A 15,491-nucleotide genomic window follows, 5' to 3' on the forward strand; every position below is an offset into this window, starting at 1 on the left:
ACAACTATTGAAAGCTGTCCATATCCTAATTTATTGTTAAAGTAGTCTCTTTTTATTTTTTCTTGACAGGAACCCTGTTTTCGTTATCTAATTTTTCAGTAGACACTCTGAACTGAATGTCCATTTCGTCTTTAATAAAATAATCTTTTAATGAAGATTGATAGAATACTTTAAAGTCTCTTCTGTTCAATGAGAATTTAGCCGATTCAACAACTACTGTAAATTGCGTTACGTATACATTAGCCGGAAAAGTAATTGTTTTTCTAACTCCTTTTATGGTAAGGTCACCATATACTGTTGAATTATACTCACTGTTTGCTAAAGGTATAATTTTAGTCAAATGAAATTTCGCGATCGGAAATTTTTTAACTTCAAAGAAATTGGTGCTTTTAAGATCATTGGTTAATTTGATCTGATCTTCGTCAGATACATCTCCAGCCATCAGACTTCTCATATCTATTACAAATTCACCGTCTACCAAAACCGTTTTATCAAAATTGAACTTTCCGCTTTTCAGCTTTATGGTACCTGAATGGGATGATGCTACCGTTTTTACAACCTTGTATCCCCACCATCTGATTTCGGAAGAAGTAACTTTGGAGACTTTATCAAATTTTCTTTGAGCAAAAACAAATGATATGCTCGCACACATCATAGCAAACAATAGTAATCTTTTCATTCTTTTTTATTTACAATTCAACAAAAATAAAAAAAAGTGTAGAACTTCTACACTTTTAACAATCTTTTTTTGATTAAATTATTTAGCAGTCACTTTTACAAGCATATCGATATCATCTTTCACAAAAACATCCTGCATTGTAGATTTGTAAGCAACATCAAATTTTTGTCTGTCGAAAGAGAATTTATTAGATACCAAACTCACTACTCCTTTACTATAAGCAATTTTTGCAGGGAAAGAAATACTGTTGGTTTTTCCTTTTACCGTAAGATCTCCCGTTACTACATAGTTATACACTTTATCATTGTTTTTCTTTACAGAAGTAATTTTAAAAGCAGCAGTAGGATACTTTTCCACTTCAAAGAAATCCCCGTTTTTAAGGTGACCGTTTAGTTTTGTCTGATACTCTCCTGACAGATCTGTTGAGTTGATAGAAGTCATATCAAGAACGAAAGCCCCACCTGCAACCTCATTTCCTTTCATTACTAAGTTTCCTGACTTTACTTTTACAGTACCGTCATGAGAACTTGCTTCAGACTTTGCTACTTTATACCCCCACCAGTGAACATCAGATGCTACTACTTTTTTTGATTGCCCGAAAGCCAAACCACCAGCCAAAACTGCTAATAATAATATTTTTTTCATTGAATAAAAGTTATTTAATTGTTTATTTAACAATACAAATGTAATTAACTTATCTGATAGATTTTATTGATGTACATCAATAAAAGTAATTATTTTCATGAATAATATCAGTCCAAAAAAAACTCCGGAAATTCCGGAGTTCAATTTTTTATTGGTAATAAGCTGTATAGAGCACAACTCCATGCAAGCCTGTAAGGTTATTTTTAATCAAATAGATCGGAATATCTTTTAACATATCCTCCATTTTATCACTGATTCTAAATTTTTCATAGAATTTAGCTTTATCCATATAATCATTCAACATCTGAGGAATATCTCCGGAAATCAACAATCCACCGGTAGCCTTAAGCTTCAATGTCAGGTTATTGGCTTCTCTGGCAAGAAATTCCAGGAAGGTGTCCAAAGTAATCTTACAAATAAGCACATCATCCTCTACTGCAGCTTTATAAATCTCCTGCGTAAAGTTTCCGTTAGCCAATCGCTCTGCCAGCCATTCGGGTTCCGGATGTCTTTTTACATCTCTCAGGAATCTGTAAATATTAAACAATCCTGTTTTTGAAAGAACATTCTCCCAACTTACAATTCCATAAATATTATTTAAAAATTGATAGAATTCTACTTCTACATTGGTTCGTGGTGAAAATTCAGAATGCCCGCCTTCTGTTGCAAAAGGTCTTAGACAGCTTCCATCAAAGAAATATCCAGCTTCTCCTAATCCGTTTCCTGGTGCTAAAATAGCCACATTTCCTTTTTCTAAATGCCCACTTGTATAAATAGCATCTAAATCACTATCCTCAAGAAGTCCCATTCCGTAAGCGGAAGCTTCAAGGTCATTAAGCATCTCTACTTTCTCAAACCCGAAATCTTTTTTAATTTCTTCTACTACCAGATTCCAACCTAGTCTCACAGGATTACTTCTTCCATCAAGTACAGGTCCCGGAACTGCCATTCCCAAACGTTTGGTATTCTCCAATTGGTTTTCCTGAATAAATTTTTTCAGAATTTCAGAGAAAGAGGAATGTTCCTTTGTAGCGTATGTTTTTTGAATTTTTATATCAAGACCTCCGTTACCAGATACATAGTAACCTAGTGTAGTAATATCTTCACGTAAGTTTGCCCCAATGATGGAAACATCATTATTATTACTGTCTTTTACACCCGGCAAATAAAGGGGAAATTTTGGATTTAAGTTCATAATCACAAATTTTATCAAATATAATAATAGTTTTCGAAAATTCTGTACGCTAATAAAAAACCTTTTCAAAAAAATGAAAAGGTTTTGGTTAATAATTGTTTATATATAGATCTAACTACTTTCCTAATGGAATGTTGTAAGAAAATCCGACACCAATGTTACCCACATTGTAGTCCTGATTTACTAAATCACCTTTACTTCCCGTAAATACCTTCTGATATTGAACGAAGAAATTCCAGTCTCTGTTGTGGTATCCTATTTCAGGTTTAATATAGAATCCTCCGTTAGGTCTGTCAACCGAAGTATTGGAAGCTACTTTATTATCCCCTACCAAGAAACCATAACCCAGGTCTGTTCCGAAATAGAACCCTGTTTGTTTAGGATATATCCTGATTAACGCCGCAACAGGAATTACTCCTACGTCGTTATTCTTATATCCATTGTTTTCTTTACTAAAATAGTGGGTATACCCTGTCGCAATACCTAATCCTACTCCAGGAGTAATCAGATTCTGATAAGCAACATCTACCCCTACAGCGGCAGAAAGGTTGTCTGCAGGAACAGCCAAACCAACATTCGCCCCTACTTTAAGCATATTGTTCATTTGTGAGCTCTGTGCACTTAATACACCTGCTGTTAAAATTCCAGCTAGTAAAACTACTTGTTTAAACATTTTCATAATTTCTGATCTTAAAAATTTTACTACTCATGATGATGTAAAAATCATGCCAAGGAAGTGGTTTCCGATGATTTTAACACCTGTAAAAATCACAAACCAATGAAAATCAAATAGTTAATTTTTGTTAAAATTTAAATAAATGTTTAATTAAAAATATAACAATAGAATCGGATCCGGATTTTAAATTTTAATACGTTCAAGGGTTTCACTGAAAATAAGACGAGGAAACTTTAGTCGTCCAGCTACATAAAAAAGATACTACCTTTCCAGGGGTAGTATCTTTTATCATTTTAAGATTCAGTAGAAACCTTAAGCAGTGATCTGCTTTTTCTCTTCTTCTTTTTTATCTAATTTTTCACTCACTTTCTTTACGATGTATTCGATAACCAGTGGTGCAACAATAGCAATGATTGCTTTAAGAATTCTTGATTTCATATTTATTCATTTTGATTAATAATTACAATTTTTAAGCCATTTATCAAATCAGGTCTGTTCATCTTGATTCTGGTAATTTTGAAAAGCCTCCTTTAAGCTCGCCCGAATTCTCCTCTTAAGCCGCTCCGGTTTTAAAACAGTAATAAACTCTCCTAATCCCAATATCATCCTTTCTAACTCGAAATTAAGCTGTACACATATTTTAAAAGTTGTTCCATTCTCGTCTTCATCTATAACCACCTGTGAATGATGAAAAGGCTTTGTTTTCACATAAGGAGCGTGTTTAGGATTCATTTTAAAAACAACATTCTGAGGACGCTGACCATCCGAAACAGTAACACCAATCACTTCTCCAAAATACCGGTCAGAATCAAATTCTTTATCAATATAAGTTATCTTCTCTTCAACAGAAATATGCTCCATTCTGTCGAGTGCCAGATTATACATCTTATTATTAAACCAGCAGATAAGAAACCAACGGTTATTGTATTCTTTCAGTAATTGAGGGTGCACCGTATAATAACCGGATTCTGTTGCTTTGAAACTTTTATAGAGAATCTTTAATACCTTCCTGTTTAAAATGCTTTCATACAAGATATCGATATGTTCCAACCCTTTCAACTGTTCATTTTTATCGAGATGAATAATCGATTTTTGATTGGTAGAATGAATAGAATCTTCCAGCTTCTGAATTACTCCATTCATCTCTTTAAACATCGAAAAATCTTTAAACTGTTTCAGGATCTGAATCGCATTATTCATCGCCTTCAGATCATTTTCATTGACAGAAATGTTATGAATACTGTATTCCGGGTCACTGTATCGGTAATATTTTCTTTCATACACTTCTATAGGTGCTTCATAGCCAAATTTTTCACTGCGCATATTCTGAAGATCCAGCTGTACCGTTCTCTTACTTACAAAAGACTCTTTTCCTTCAAATTCAAATAATGCTTCAGAACACTCATCTATTAAGTCTTCCAGGGTATACTTCCGGTATTTATTTTTAAGACATTTATCTAAAGTCTTATATCGAATCAGAGCATTTTTATTGGATGACATATATTTTGTGTTTACTTTGTGAATTGGTTAATCGCAAAGGCGCAATTTTATTTAAGCTCATTGTTTTTAAGGCGCAAGGATTTTAGCTTCGATACAATTTACATCCGGTCAAATTATTGAAAACCTTTGTTTTCCTTACAACTTGAAAACGGTTTAACCACATAAAAACGTGTCGTTGCGATTAACTAAGACTATTTCTTTCTTAACGCCTCCCCTTCAAAAACAATTCCATCCCATCCAAATTCTATAAAATTCCTGATATTCTGATGATCAGTACCTTCAGGGTTCTTAAGAACATCTTCTCTGTAAAATTCTCCGAACAGACTTAACACCTCTTCTTTTGACAAATTATTTAATTGTGCAAAACTGAATACTTTACAGGATCCGTTATTCTGATCAGCTTCATTCACTGTATTTCCATTTTTAAATTTTGTCGGAGTAAAGTCATAATGTTCATCAATATAGGTAATAACTTCTTTGAATTGAATTGTTTCGGGTGAGCTTTTTAATTGGTCTAGTAACATGTATTTATTTTTTTAAGGCTGAATTCTAAAATTGCTAAATCGCAAATTTGTCGTGCAACTTTTCAACAGTTTAACGGTTTTACGATTTAACAATTTTACTTCTGTAAAAATAATTAAAAAAAATTCATCTACGCAAAAAGATTGCACACTTAGGTCATTACTTTGCATCAACAAAATAAGAGAACATATGGAATTTAATGGTAATCACCTAATAGAATTAGGATTCAGACCTGCCCAATGGTTTAAGGAAGCAATTGAATATATTAACAATAATACACTGGATGAGAATCAAATCAGAGAGTATCTGGAACAGTTCAGACAGCCGGATCCAATCCCACTGCATGAAGTTCCTAAAGATTTCATCATCAACATCCGTGCTGAGCATGAAAGTGAAACAGATAATATAGAAAAGGTTATTAATACCATGAAAGTTTTAATGAAAACCCCTACACTAATTGATGGAGCTATAATGCCGGACGCCTGTCCTACCGGACCGGAAGGACAAATTCCTGTCGGCGGAGTGGTTGTAGCAAAAAATGCTATCCATCCGGGGTTCCATAGTGCAGACATCTGCTGCTCTGTGATGTTAACTGATTTTGGAAAGGCTGATCCCAAAGAAGTATTGGATACAGCTCATTCCATCACTCACTTTGGATACGGAGGAAGACCAAGAGGTGAACAAATGCCCATGTCTCAGGAGCTGATGGATGCGTTTAGGGAAAACTACTTCCTTAATGATGAAAGACTGATCAGTATTGCACGCTCCCATATGGGAACTCAGGGTGATGGAAACCATTTCCTGTTTGTCGGAATTTCTAAAAATACAGGAAATACAATGCTGGTAACTCATCATGGGTCAAGAGCTCCGGGCGCTGCCTTATATGATAAAGGAATGAAAGTGGCTAACCGATTCAGACAGGACCTTTCCCCTGAAACATTGAAAGAAAATGCATGGATTCCTTACGATACGGAAGAAGGAAAATCCTATTGGGAAGCCCTTCAGCTAATAAGAACATGGACCAAAGAAAACCATACTTCTATCCATGATGCTATATTAAGTAAAATGGAAATAGAAAAAGAAAACCGATATTGGAATGAACATAACTTTGTCTTCAAGGATGGAGATCTGTTTTACCATGCCAAGGGCGCTACTCCATTGGATGATAAATTTATGCCGGATATCACGGGACCAAGATTGATTCCGTTAAACATGGCTGAACCAGTTTTAATCGTTCAGGGAAAGACGAATGAAAGAAACTTAGGTTTTGCTCCGCATGGAGCAGGAAGAAACTTCAGCAGAAGCCAACATAAAAGATCACTGGCCCATAAAACCGTTGAAGAAATTTTTGCTGACGAAACCGAAGGATTAGACATCAGGTTCTTCTCGAATGAAATTGATATTTCTGAACTACCTACTGCTTATAAAAGTGCAAAAAATGTAAGAGCTCAGATTGAAGAATATGGATTGTGTGAAGTATTGGATGAAGTAATGCCTTATGGATGTATTATGGCAGGTGATGTTCAGAAAAATGCGCCATGGAAAAAAAAGAAGAAATTTAGAAAGGCATAAGGCTTATTATATTTTTTCTCTCGCAGATTAAGCAAATTTGATCAGTTCATAAAATCACCAAGTGTCAACACACATAAATCAAAACCCCTCTATCAGATAGAGGGGTTTTATATATAATTATTATTTATATCTTAAGCTTCGGTTGAAGGATTTTGATTTTCCTTAACTTCTCCTGCAGGTTTATCACCTTCAGGTCTTGCCTGCTGTTCCTGTCTTGGCTTTTGCTCCGGTCTTGGAGGTCTTGGCAACAAAACTTTACGAGATAGCTTCATTTTTTTACGGTCATCATAACCCATAAATTTCACTTCTACTTCATCACCTTCTGCATAAGGAACCTTATCTAAACGTGACCATTCGATTTCTGAAATATGAAGAAGACCTTCAGTACCCTTCGCAATTGCTACGAAAGCTCCGAAATCCATTACTTTTACAACTTTACCTTTGTAAACTTCTCCTATTACAGGTACAAAAGTAATTTCGTTGATCTTAGCAACAGCAGCATTGATTTTCTCTCTGTCTGTTCCTGCAATCTCGATACGTCCGATTTCTCCTACCTCTTCGATAGCAATAACCGTATCTGTATCTTTTTGTAACTGCTGAATAATTTTTCCACCAGGTCCGATCACAGCACCAATAAAGTCTTTTGCAATCTCCATAACCACCATTTTCGGTGCATGAGGCTTCACATCAGCTCTTGGCTGGGAAATCGTTTCTGTAATTTTATTAAGGATATGTAATCTTCCGTCTTTAGCCTGCATTAATGCCTGCTCCATAATATCCATAGAAAGTCCCTGAATTTTGATATCCATCTGACAAGCAGTAATACCATCTGCAGTTCCTGTTACTTTAAAGTCCATATCTCCCAGGTGATCTTCGTCGCCTAAGATATCAGAAAGTACTGTGAATTTTCCAGATTTTGTATCTGTAATAAGACCCATTGCAATACCTGAAACAGGTTTTGTAATCTGTACCCCTGCGTCCATTAATGCTAATGTTCCTGCACAAACCGTTGCCATAGAAGAAGAACCGTTAGATTCTAAAATATCGGAAACAATTCTGATTGTATATGGGTTTTCTTCAGGAATTACAGCCTGTAAAGCTCTTTGAGCTAAGTTTCCGTGTCCTACTTCTCTTCTTGAAGTTCCTCTTAGAGGTCTTGCTTCACCAGTAGAGAATGGAGGGAAGTTATAATGTAAGAAGAATTTCTCGTCGTAGTTAGCCATAACACTGTCTACCATGTTAGCATCCTTTACAGATCCTAAAGTAACAGCTGTTAATGATTGAGTCTCACCTCTTGTAAATACTGCTGATCCATGAGCTCCCGGAAGGTAGTCAATTTCTGACCAGATAGGACGGATCGTTTTAGGATCACGACCATCCAAACGGATATTGTCTTCTAAGATCATTTGACGCATTGCTTCTTTCTCTACATCATGATAATATACTTTTACGAAAGGAGTTACTCTTTCCAGTTCTTCAGCATCATCAACATACTGAGCTAAAAACTCTTCACGAACTGCTTTGAATTTTTCTCCTCTCTCCTCTTTACCAGATGGAGTTCTTGCCACTTCGTATACTTTATCATAAGTCTCTTTCCATACCTTTTCACGGATGGCTTCATCGTGATTTTCGTGGCTATATTCTCTCTTTGGTAAAGATTTACCTACTTTTTCAGCTAATCTTTCCTGAGCTTCAATTTGTTTTTTAATTTCAGCATGTCCGAAGATGATTGCTTCTAACATTTCCTGCTCAGAAATCTCCTTCATCTCTCCCTCTACCATTACGATTGAATCTTTAGTAGCTCCAACCATGATATCAAGTTCAGAGTTTTTAAGATCTTCGTAGCTTGGATTAATAGCAAGTTTTCCATCAAATCTTACTACTCTTACTTCCGACATTGGTCCGTTAAAAGGAATATCAGTAATAGCGATCGCAGCGGAAGCAGCTAAACCTGCCAAGTCATCAGGAATAGATTGCCCATCATAAGAAATAAGGGAAATCATTACCTGAACTTCAGCGTGAAAATCTTCAGGGAAAAGCGGACGAAGAACTCTGTCCACCAAACGCATGGTTAAAATTTCCTGATCAGAAGGTCTTGCCTCTCTACGGAAGAAATTTCCAGGAATCTTTCCTCCTGCATAAAATTTCTCTCTGTAATCTACTGTTAATGGCAAGAAATCTACACCAGGGTTAGCTTCTTTATTGGCTACAACTGTCGCTAAAAGCATAGTTCCACCCATTTTTACTACTACAGAACCATCAGCCTGTTTTGCTAATTTACCTGTTTCAATTGTGATTTCTCTGCCGTCTGCAAGAGTAATCGTTTCTGTAAACGCTTGAGGTATACTCATAAATAATTTTTGTTTAAACACTCCGTATTGAGTGTGATTGATATAAATTCGTCTAAAATTTGTTTGCAAAGATAAACTATTTTCTTGGTAACTGCCATTATAAAAAAGAAAAGAGAGAGACTCATTAAACAACTATCTAGCAATCACTTAATCTATTACAATATCATGATCCGGAACGAGGTTTAATAACGGATGCCATCCACAAGCTTTTTCTTTATGGTGATGAGACTCAACTTAATACCCATTTTAACCATTTCTTCTTTTGGAGAAAATTTTCCACTTATTTTTTATCTCAAAAAGAGATAATAATTATGCTTACTGAGAAAATTAATGTAAAAACACCTAAAAAAGTTGCAGAAAAAAAAGTTGTTCCCCTATATTTGCCCTGCTTTTTAAAAGTATGATTGTATATCTCACAAAAGAACTGAGAGCTTCAAATCTTATAATCTATTGAAAGAGTGCATGATCATCTCTTTCCTTTAAATAAATATTTATGATTAGCAATAAAGAAGTAAAGTCGCAAAACAGGAATTATACGGTTCCGTTGATCACCATTACCCTGTTGTTTTTTATGTGGGGGTTTATCACCTGTATGAATGATATTCTAATCCCTTACCTGAAACAGCTTTTCAGCCTTACTTTCTTCGAATCCATGCTGGTACAGTTCTGCTTTTTCGGAGCTTATTTTATCGGTTCATTAATTTATTTTTTCATTTCCATTACCAAAGGAGACCCAATCAATAAAGTAGGATATAAAAAAGGAATTATATTTGGAATTTTCCTGGCTGCCCTGGGTTGCATTTTGTTTTATCCGGCTGCCACTTTTTCTTATTACCCATTATTTCTCGGAGCGTTGTTTATTTTAGGATTAGGCTTCACGGTCTTACAAATTACAGCCAATGCTTATGTTTCATTATTAGGGAGTGAGGAATCTGCATCGAGCCGTCTGAACATGACTCAGGCTTTTAATGCTTTTGGAACTACAATCGCTCCTGTATTAGGAGGGCACCTGATCTTTGAGTTTTTCTCGGCTCCGGACGGATCATTCAGTGCAGTAGCAACAAGAATTCCTTATCTGATTTTTGCCGGAATCCTTTTATTGGTAGCTCTATTGATCTCCAGAGTAAAACTTCCTTCTTTCCAGACTGAAGAGGAAGAAATCGTAAAAGGTTGGGGAGCCTTACAATTCAGTCATTTAAAATTTGGTGTTTTCGCCATGTTCTGTTATGTAGGTGGAGAAGTTGCTGTAGGTAGTTTTATTATCAGCTTTCTGGAGCAGCCACAGATAATGGGCTTTAACGAAATCATCAGTAAAAATTATCTTTCTTTATATTGGGGTGGTGCTATGATCGGACGTTTTCTGGGAGCCATATCTCTGAACCAATCTATCAGCCAGGGTAAAAAGGCTATTTATATGCTGGGAGCGGCAAGTATTGTTTTCCTGGTTATCTTTAGTATTGTTAACCTTACTTTTTCACAGATTAGCTTTTTCCTTGTATTTATTGTTCTGAATTTTATTGCCTTCTTCATTGGCAAGGCAGCTCCTGCCAGAACACTATCAATTTTTGCAGCCATTAATGTTGCGCTTCTCATTTCAGCAATGGTCAACCATGGAGAATTAGCTATGTACAGCATTTTGGGAATCGGAATTTTCAACTCCATTATGTTCTCCAATATTTATACGCTGGCAATCTCAGGTTTAGGAAAATATACCAGTCAGGGATCTTCATTAGTAGTAATGGCCATTTTAGGAGGTGCAATTGTTCCTATTTTCCAGGGATATCTTGCGGATCAATTGGGTGTTCAGCATTCCTTTATCATTCCAGTATTCTGCTATCTGGTGATTCTTATTTTCGGTGCCTACTGTACAAAGTATTTGGGACACGTAGAAAATACCGAATCCAAATCAGGGCACTAAAGTTAATTAACCATATAACTTTATATAAAACTCCGGCTTCATCTGCATACTCTATACATACAGTGTCAATTCAGATGAAACCGGTTTACTTTTTATATTATTATGCTCTTTCAATGACAATCAATATTGAAAACAACTCAGAAATCGGATGTCAACGGAATAATGAAAGATTCATAAGTAAAGTTATTTAGATTCTTTCCGATAAAGAATAGAATCTCTTTTAATAATTCCGGTATGTAGTATCTAAAACAAAAAAGCAACCTCTTTCGAAGTTGCTTTTATTTGAAAATCTTTGTAGATTATTTTCTTAAACCTAGTTCAGCAATAATTGCTCTGTATCTTGCGATATCTTTATTTTTAAGGTAATCTAGTAAACTTTTTCTTTTACCTACCAATTTCACCAAAGATCTTTCAGTTGCGTAATCTTTGTGATTGCTCTTTAAATGAGCAGAAAGGTGGTTAATTCTGTAAGTAAAAAGTGCAACTTGTCCTTCAGCACTTCCTGTGTCCTGTGCAGATTTCCCGTGTTTTGAGAAAATTTCCTGCTTTTTTTCTGTTGTTAAGTACATTCCAATATTGTTTAATGATTATTATGTAACGGGTGCAAAAGTACAACTATTTTTTAAGTCAGCAAAACATTATTGATTTCATAAATCAAAATTGATAGAAAAAAATGTTAAAAATTTCTTAATAAATTTTATGTCATCCCATTAAAAGACAGTAATTTTGCAAACGAATTACAGATGAGAAAAATTTTACTCTTTACAACGATTTCCACTTTTTTATTAATCGGTATCACATCGGTAAAAGCACAGAAAGGTGCTTCAGAGGATAAAATAAAAAAGATATTATACTTCAATCCTGAGGTAGAACCTGACATTGAGGAAATTAAAGAACCTACCAATCATGCATTTTTCAGTGCCGTTTCAGACAACTTAAGCGGTTATAAAAAAAATAAAATGCTCCGGGCAGAAATCCAGATTCCATTTGATAGTGTAGACGCTCAGACTATAGTTGATTACTGCATCAATAATGAAGCTGACTTCGCTATTGTTCCAAAGGTAAAATACTTCAAAGTAGGAATCGGAAAATATGTTTTCTCCAACCAGGTTATTGTAAGTATGAAACTCTTTGATGCCTCAGGAAGCCTCATTACAGAAACTGACTACGATACCTATCGTAAAAACATGCGCCTTCTGGGATCTGCTGAAAATTTTATAAAAATCGGTACCAACGGCGCCATAAAAGGTATTTTAAAAAAATTAAGAAAGATAAAACCCTCTTCAGAAGCAGGTTTCTAATTAAATAATATGTTCTTTTAAAGGCGAACACACAATACAATTTTTCCAAACAAACACTAAAAACAAAAATAACATCAATATTTAATAAAAATATCAATAATACATTGTTAATATTTCAAGTATTTTTATTAATTTAGTAAAACAATAAAAAAAATAAGTTTTAAAAATATTTGAAAAACACCTTGATATCGAAAGTTTAAATCATACCAAATAAATTCTCTTCATTTTTTAAATTCATTATTACACCCACAATTTTGTGGGTGTTTTTTATCCTTATCACCCTTACCTATCACAAAAACAGCAGGTTATTAAAAATAACTCTCTTTATATGTGAATAATATGAATATTTTTTATTATTTTAGTAATTCATTAAAACTAAATACTTTATACTATGAAAAACTTAAAAAAGCTTAATCGAAAAGAGCAAAAAGAAATCAAAGGAAGTGGCATCAGAAGATGTACTAATAATTCACAGTGTTTTGGAGGATGGTGTTGTAATAATGTATGTGTAGTTTATGCATGTATGGAAAATTAGTACTCTCAATTTTTTCAAAAGCAGAATACTATGAAAAATCTTAAAAAGCTTAACAGACAACAACAAAAATCAATTGACGGAGCCGGTCCTATTACAAAATGCAGAAATTCATCGCAATGCGGATATGGAGAGTGTTGTACCGGAGGAATGTGCCTCCCTTCTCCAGTTCAGGAGTGCGAACCTCTTGAATAATCATGTGTAGTATATAAAAAATCAGGATTACTGTAATATTTAAAAGTTTAATTAAGACATCCGTTTCTACGGATGTTTTTTTATGATTATACATATGTTAATTAACACTCAGGAGAGGTGTAAAACTTTAATTAATCCTTAATTTTGCTCCATCATTGGTCAATTTTAAAAATTTGAATTATTTTTGCATATCCAAAAATCTTATGCTTTGAACTATACTGACGAACTTATCTTTAATCCTGCCGATATTGCCGAAACTCTTAGTGGACTCCCTGCTGATGAGAGGCTTTTGGCGTTTTTAAAAGTTCCGAAAGAGTATAAAGCCGAAGTATTCTCTCATCTTGATCCTGATTTTCAGGAGGAAACGATCAGAAGCATTGGAAGCGACGAGGTCTCTGAGATCCTGAATGCAATGACTCCGGATGACAGAACTGCCCTTTTTGAAGACTTTCCGGATGAGCTTATCAAATACTCTATCAATCATCTTAATCCACAGGAAAGAAGGATTGCCTTAAAACTTTTAGGGTATCATTCTGACTCCATTGCGCGTCTGATGACACCTTATTATATCCAGATCCGTAAGGAATGGACTGTAAAAAAGTGTTTACAGCAGATCAAAAAGGTGGGAAAAAGGGTTGAAACTATGAACCACCTCTATGTTGTAGATGAAAGAAATCGTTTAATTGATGACTTAGCCCTGGGTAGTTTATTATTGGCTGAAGAGGATACACTAGTATCCGATCTTACAGATAATCATTTTGTGGCTATTACTACCATGACCTCAAAAGAAGACGCGGTTACTTATTTTGAAAAATATGACAGGACTGCACTTCCCATCATCACAGAATCCGGGGTTCTGGTAGGGATTGTAACTATTGATGATATCTTAGACCAGATTGAACAACAAAACACAGAAGACATTCAGAAGTTCGGGGGTCTTGAAGCCCTAGACCTTCCCTACACACAAACTTCTTTTATCGAAATGGTAAAAAAGAGAGGAATGTGGCTTATTATATTATTCTTTTCCGAAATGCTTACGGCATCAGCTATGGGATATTTCGAAGATGAAATTCAAAAAGCTGTTGTACTGGCCTTATTTGTTCCTCTTATCATTTCCAGTGGTGGAAATTCAGGTTCACAGGCTGCTACCCTTATTATCAGAGCTATGGCACTTCAGGAAATCGGACTAAAAGACTGGTGGTATGTGATGAAAAAAGAAATTTTCACAGGCTTATTCCTCGGTGGCATTTTGGGAATCATCGGTTTCTTAAGAATCATGATATGGCATGAAGCCGGCTTTTTCAGTTATGGTGCTCATTGGGTATTTGTAGGCTTAAGTGTTGCCGTTTCCTTGGTATTGATCGTTCTTTGGGGAACTCTTTCCGGATCTATGGTTCCGTTTATTCTAAAAAGCTTTAAACTCGATCCTGCTACATCATCCGCACCTTTTGTTGCTACCTTGGTAGACGTGACGGGATTAATTATTTATTTTTCCGTAGCCGGACTTTTCTTAACCGGTAAACTTTTGTAATTTTAGACAAAGTCTAACAATGAAAGTTATTTCTCTGGTACCCTCTATTACGGAGGCACTATTTGATTTGGGTTTAACTGAGAATGAAATTATTGGAAGAACAAAATTTTGCATTCATCCCAAAGAAAAAGTCAAGAACATTCCCATTATCGGTGGGACAAAAAATCTGAATATTGATAAAATCAAAAGTTTACAACCTGATTTAATCCTTGCGAACAAAGAGGAGAATATCAAAGAACAGGTAGAAGCCCTGATGGAAGATTTCAAAGTAGTAGTAACTCATGTCGAGACTATTGAAGACAACTACTATTTAATGAAAAACTTAGGGAATATATTTCATCAAGAGGAAAAAGCACAGGCCTATAATCTAAAAATTTACGAAGTTTTACATCAGGCTAAAATAAAATCCAAAGTAAAAGCAGCTTACCTTATCTGGAAAAATCCTTATATGACAGTCGGTTCAGATACATTTATCCATCATATTTTAGCAGAAATAGGATTTGAAAACAGTTTTAAAGACAAGACCCGCTATCCTGAAGTGAATATTGAAGATCTTGCTGATACAGATCTTATTATGCTATCTTCAGAGCCTTTTCCATTTAAAGAAAAACATATTGCTGAGTTAAAAGAGCATTATCCTGATAAGAAAATTATGATTGTAGACGGTGAAGCGTTTTCATGGTATGGAAGCCATATTGCAAAGTGCGAAAACTACTTTAAAGAATTAGTAAGTGAGATAGATTCTCTTTGATTTTTAGGTCCCTTTTCTCTCGCAGATTTCTATTAAAAGTATTTATCCGACCCATCAGGTTACAAGCATTGAGCTTCCGAAAAATAAAAAACTCCGGTTTGAATACCGGAGTTATATTTTTTA

16 protein-coding genes are annotated in these 15,491 nt (G+C 34.9%); 7 read left to right on the forward strand and 9 right to left on the reverse strand.

Features of this window, described 5'->3' with window-relative positions:
- Positions 1–52: 52 nt before the first annotated feature.
- The 7 genes from CJF12_RS08245 to CJF12_RS08270 all read right to left on the reverse strand — a co-directional run bounded on the left by CJF12_RS08245 (position 53) and on the right by CJF12_RS08270 (position 5,219).
- Positions 53–679: a YceI family protein gene (locus CJF12_RS08245; RefSeq protein WP_034683494.1), complete on the reverse strand. Its 627-nt coding sequence runs from the start codon at positions 677–679 to the stop codon at positions 53–55.
- 78 nt (positions 680–757) lie between these two features.
- Positions 758–1,324: a YceI family protein gene (locus CJF12_RS08250; RefSeq protein WP_034683491.1), complete on the reverse strand. Its 567-nt coding sequence runs from the start codon at positions 1,322–1,324 to the stop codon at positions 758–760.
- Between the two features lie 148 nt (positions 1,325–1,472).
- Positions 1,473–2,519 carry a glucokinase gene (locus CJF12_RS08255; RefSeq protein WP_034683488.1) on the reverse strand — a complete coding sequence of 349 codons (1,047 nt, stop codon included), beginning with the start codon at positions 2,517–2,519 and terminating at the stop codon, positions 1,473–1,475.
- Between the two features lie 115 nt (positions 2,520–2,634).
- Complete coding sequence (locus CJF12_RS08260; protein WP_034683486.1) at positions 2,635–3,198, reverse strand: hypothetical protein; 564 nt, start codon at positions 3,196–3,198, stop codon at positions 2,635–2,637.
- Between the two features lie 309 nt (positions 3,199–3,507).
- On the reverse strand, positions 3,508–3,633 hold the full coding sequence (locus CJF12_RS20345) for a hypothetical protein (RefSeq protein WP_262483407.1): 126 nt from the start codon (positions 3,631–3,633) through the stop codon (positions 3,508–3,510).
- Positions 3,634–3,681: 48 nt separating this feature from the next.
- Complete coding sequence (locus CJF12_RS08265) at positions 3,682–4,695, reverse strand: helix-turn-helix transcriptional regulator (protein ID WP_034683484.1); 1,014 nt, start codon at positions 4,693–4,695, stop codon at positions 3,682–3,684.
- A 191-nt stretch (positions 4,696–4,886) separates the two neighbouring features.
- The gene (locus tag CJF12_RS08270) at positions 4,887–5,219 is read right to left on the reverse strand and encodes a HopJ type III effector protein (RefSeq protein ID WP_034683482.1); all 333 of its coding nucleotides are present in this window, start codon (positions 5,217–5,219) and stop codon (positions 4,887–4,889) included.
- 187 nt (positions 5,220–5,406) lie between these two features.
- On the opposite strand from CJF12_RS08270, the gene CJF12_RS08275 reads away from it, so the two are divergent.
- A complete protein-coding gene (locus CJF12_RS08275; RefSeq protein WP_034683480.1) occupies positions 5,407–6,789 on the forward strand; it encodes an RtcB family protein in 1,383 nt (460 codons plus the stop codon).
- A gap of 131 nt (positions 6,790–6,920) precedes the next feature.
- Here the strand turns inward: CJF12_RS08275 and CJF12_RS08280 are convergent, their stop codons facing one another.
- Positions 6,921–9,140, reverse strand: a complete 2,220-nt coding sequence (locus CJF12_RS08280) for a polyribonucleotide nucleotidyltransferase (RefSeq protein ID WP_034683478.1) — start codon at positions 9,138–9,140, stop codon at positions 6,921–6,923.
- Positions 9,141–9,633: 493 nt separating this feature from the next.
- Between CJF12_RS08280 and CJF12_RS08285 the strand changes: the two genes are divergently transcribed.
- The gene (locus CJF12_RS08285; RefSeq protein WP_034683476.1) at positions 9,634–11,058 is read left to right on the forward strand and encodes a sugar MFS transporter; all 1,425 of its coding nucleotides are present in this window, start codon (positions 9,634–9,636) and stop codon (positions 11,056–11,058) included.
- A 299-nt stretch (positions 11,059–11,357) separates the two neighbouring features.
- Here the strand turns inward: CJF12_RS08285 and rpsO are convergent, their stop codons facing one another.
- Positions 11,358–11,627, reverse strand: coding sequence for a 30S ribosomal protein S15 (rpsO, locus tag CJF12_RS08290; RefSeq protein WP_034683474.1), 270 nt, complete (start codon positions 11,625–11,627; stop codon positions 11,358–11,360).
- A gap of 174 nt (positions 11,628–11,801) precedes the next feature.
- Between rpsO and CJF12_RS08295 the strand changes: the two genes are divergently transcribed.
- From CJF12_RS08295 to CJF12_RS08305, 5 genes are all read left to right on the forward strand, one after another.
- Positions 11,802–12,359, forward strand: coding sequence for a hypothetical protein (locus CJF12_RS08295; RefSeq protein WP_034683473.1), 558 nt, complete (start codon positions 11,802–11,804; stop codon positions 12,357–12,359).
- A gap of 391 nt (positions 12,360–12,750) precedes the next feature.
- Positions 12,751–12,894, forward strand: a complete 144-nt coding sequence (locus CJF12_RS20540; protein ID WP_449384836.1) for a bacteriocin-like protein — start codon at positions 12,751–12,753, stop codon at positions 12,892–12,894.
- 30 nt (positions 12,895–12,924) lie between these two features.
- Positions 12,925–13,086 (forward strand): bacteriocin-like protein, encoded by a 162-nt coding sequence (locus tag CJF12_RS19885; protein WP_157759846.1) that lies wholly within the window; start codon positions 12,925–12,927, stop codon positions 13,084–13,086.
- Between the two features lie 208 nt (positions 13,087–13,294).
- Entirely contained in the window at positions 13,295–14,617 is a 1,323-nt protein-coding gene (gene mgtE / locus CJF12_RS08300; protein WP_034683470.1) for a magnesium transporter, read from the forward strand.
- 19 nt (positions 14,618–14,636) lie between these two features.
- Entirely contained in the window at positions 14,637–15,368 is a 732-nt protein-coding gene (locus CJF12_RS08305; RefSeq protein WP_034683468.1) for an ABC transporter substrate-binding protein, read from the forward strand.
- Positions 15,369–15,491 lie beyond the last annotated feature (123 nt).

It is taken from the genome of Chryseobacterium piperi (genome assembly GCF_002285635.2).
In the GTDB taxonomy this organism is placed as follows: domain Bacteria; phylum Bacteroidota; class Bacteroidia; order Flavobacteriales; family Weeksellaceae; genus Chryseobacterium; species Chryseobacterium piperi.

Coding starts and splice junctions, on each gene's coding strand:
- CJF12_RS08245 (WP_034683494.1), bottom strand. CDS start 679: ATGAAAAGATTACTATTGTTTGCTATGATGTGTGCGAGCATATCATTT.
- CJF12_RS08285 (WP_034683476.1), top strand. CDS start 9,634: ATGATTAGCAATAAAGAAGTAAAGTCGCAAAACAGGAATTATACGGTT.
- CJF12_RS08305 (WP_034683468.1), top strand. CDS start 14,637: ATGAAAGTTATTTCTCTGGTACCCTCTATTACGGAGGCACTATTTGAT.
- CJF12_RS08270 (WP_034683482.1), bottom strand. CDS start 5,219: ATGTTACTAGACCAATTAAAAAGCTCACCCGAAACAATTCAATTCAAA.
- CJF12_RS20345 (WP_262483407.1), bottom strand. CDS start 3,633: ATGAAATCAAGAATTCTTAAAGCAATCATTGCTATTGTTGCACCACTG.
- rpsO (WP_034683474.1), bottom strand. CDS start 11,627: ATGTACTTAACAACAGAAAAAAAGCAGGAAATTTTCTCAAAACACGGG.
- CJF12_RS08260 (WP_034683486.1), bottom strand. CDS start 3,198: ATGAAAATGTTTAAACAAGTAGTTTTACTAGCTGGAATTTTAACAGCA.
- CJF12_RS20540 (WP_449384836.1), top strand. CDS start 12,751: ATGAAAAACTTAAAAAAGCTTAATCGAAAAGAGCAAAAAGAAATCAAA.
- CJF12_RS19885 (WP_157759846.1), top strand. CDS start 12,925: ATGAAAAATCTTAAAAAGCTTAACAGACAACAACAAAAATCAATTGAC.
- CJF12_RS08265 (WP_034683484.1), bottom strand. CDS start 4,695: ATGTCATCCAATAAAAATGCTCTGATTCGATATAAGACTTTAGATAAA.
- CJF12_RS08280 (WP_034683478.1), bottom strand. CDS start 9,140: ATGAGTATACCTCAAGCGTTTACAGAAACGATTACTCTTGCAGACGGC.
- CJF12_RS08275 (WP_034683480.1), top strand. CDS start 5,407: ATGGAATTTAATGGTAATCACCTAATAGAATTAGGATTCAGACCTGCC.
- CJF12_RS08255 (WP_034683488.1), bottom strand. CDS start 2,519: ATGAACTTAAATCCAAAATTTCCCCTTTATTTGCCGGGTGTAAAAGAC.
- CJF12_RS08295 (WP_034683473.1), top strand. CDS start 11,802: ATGAGAAAAATTTTACTCTTTACAACGATTTCCACTTTTTTATTAATC.
- CJF12_RS08250 (WP_034683491.1), bottom strand. CDS start 1,324: ATGAAAAAAATATTATTATTAGCAGTTTTGGCTGGTGGTTTGGCTTTC.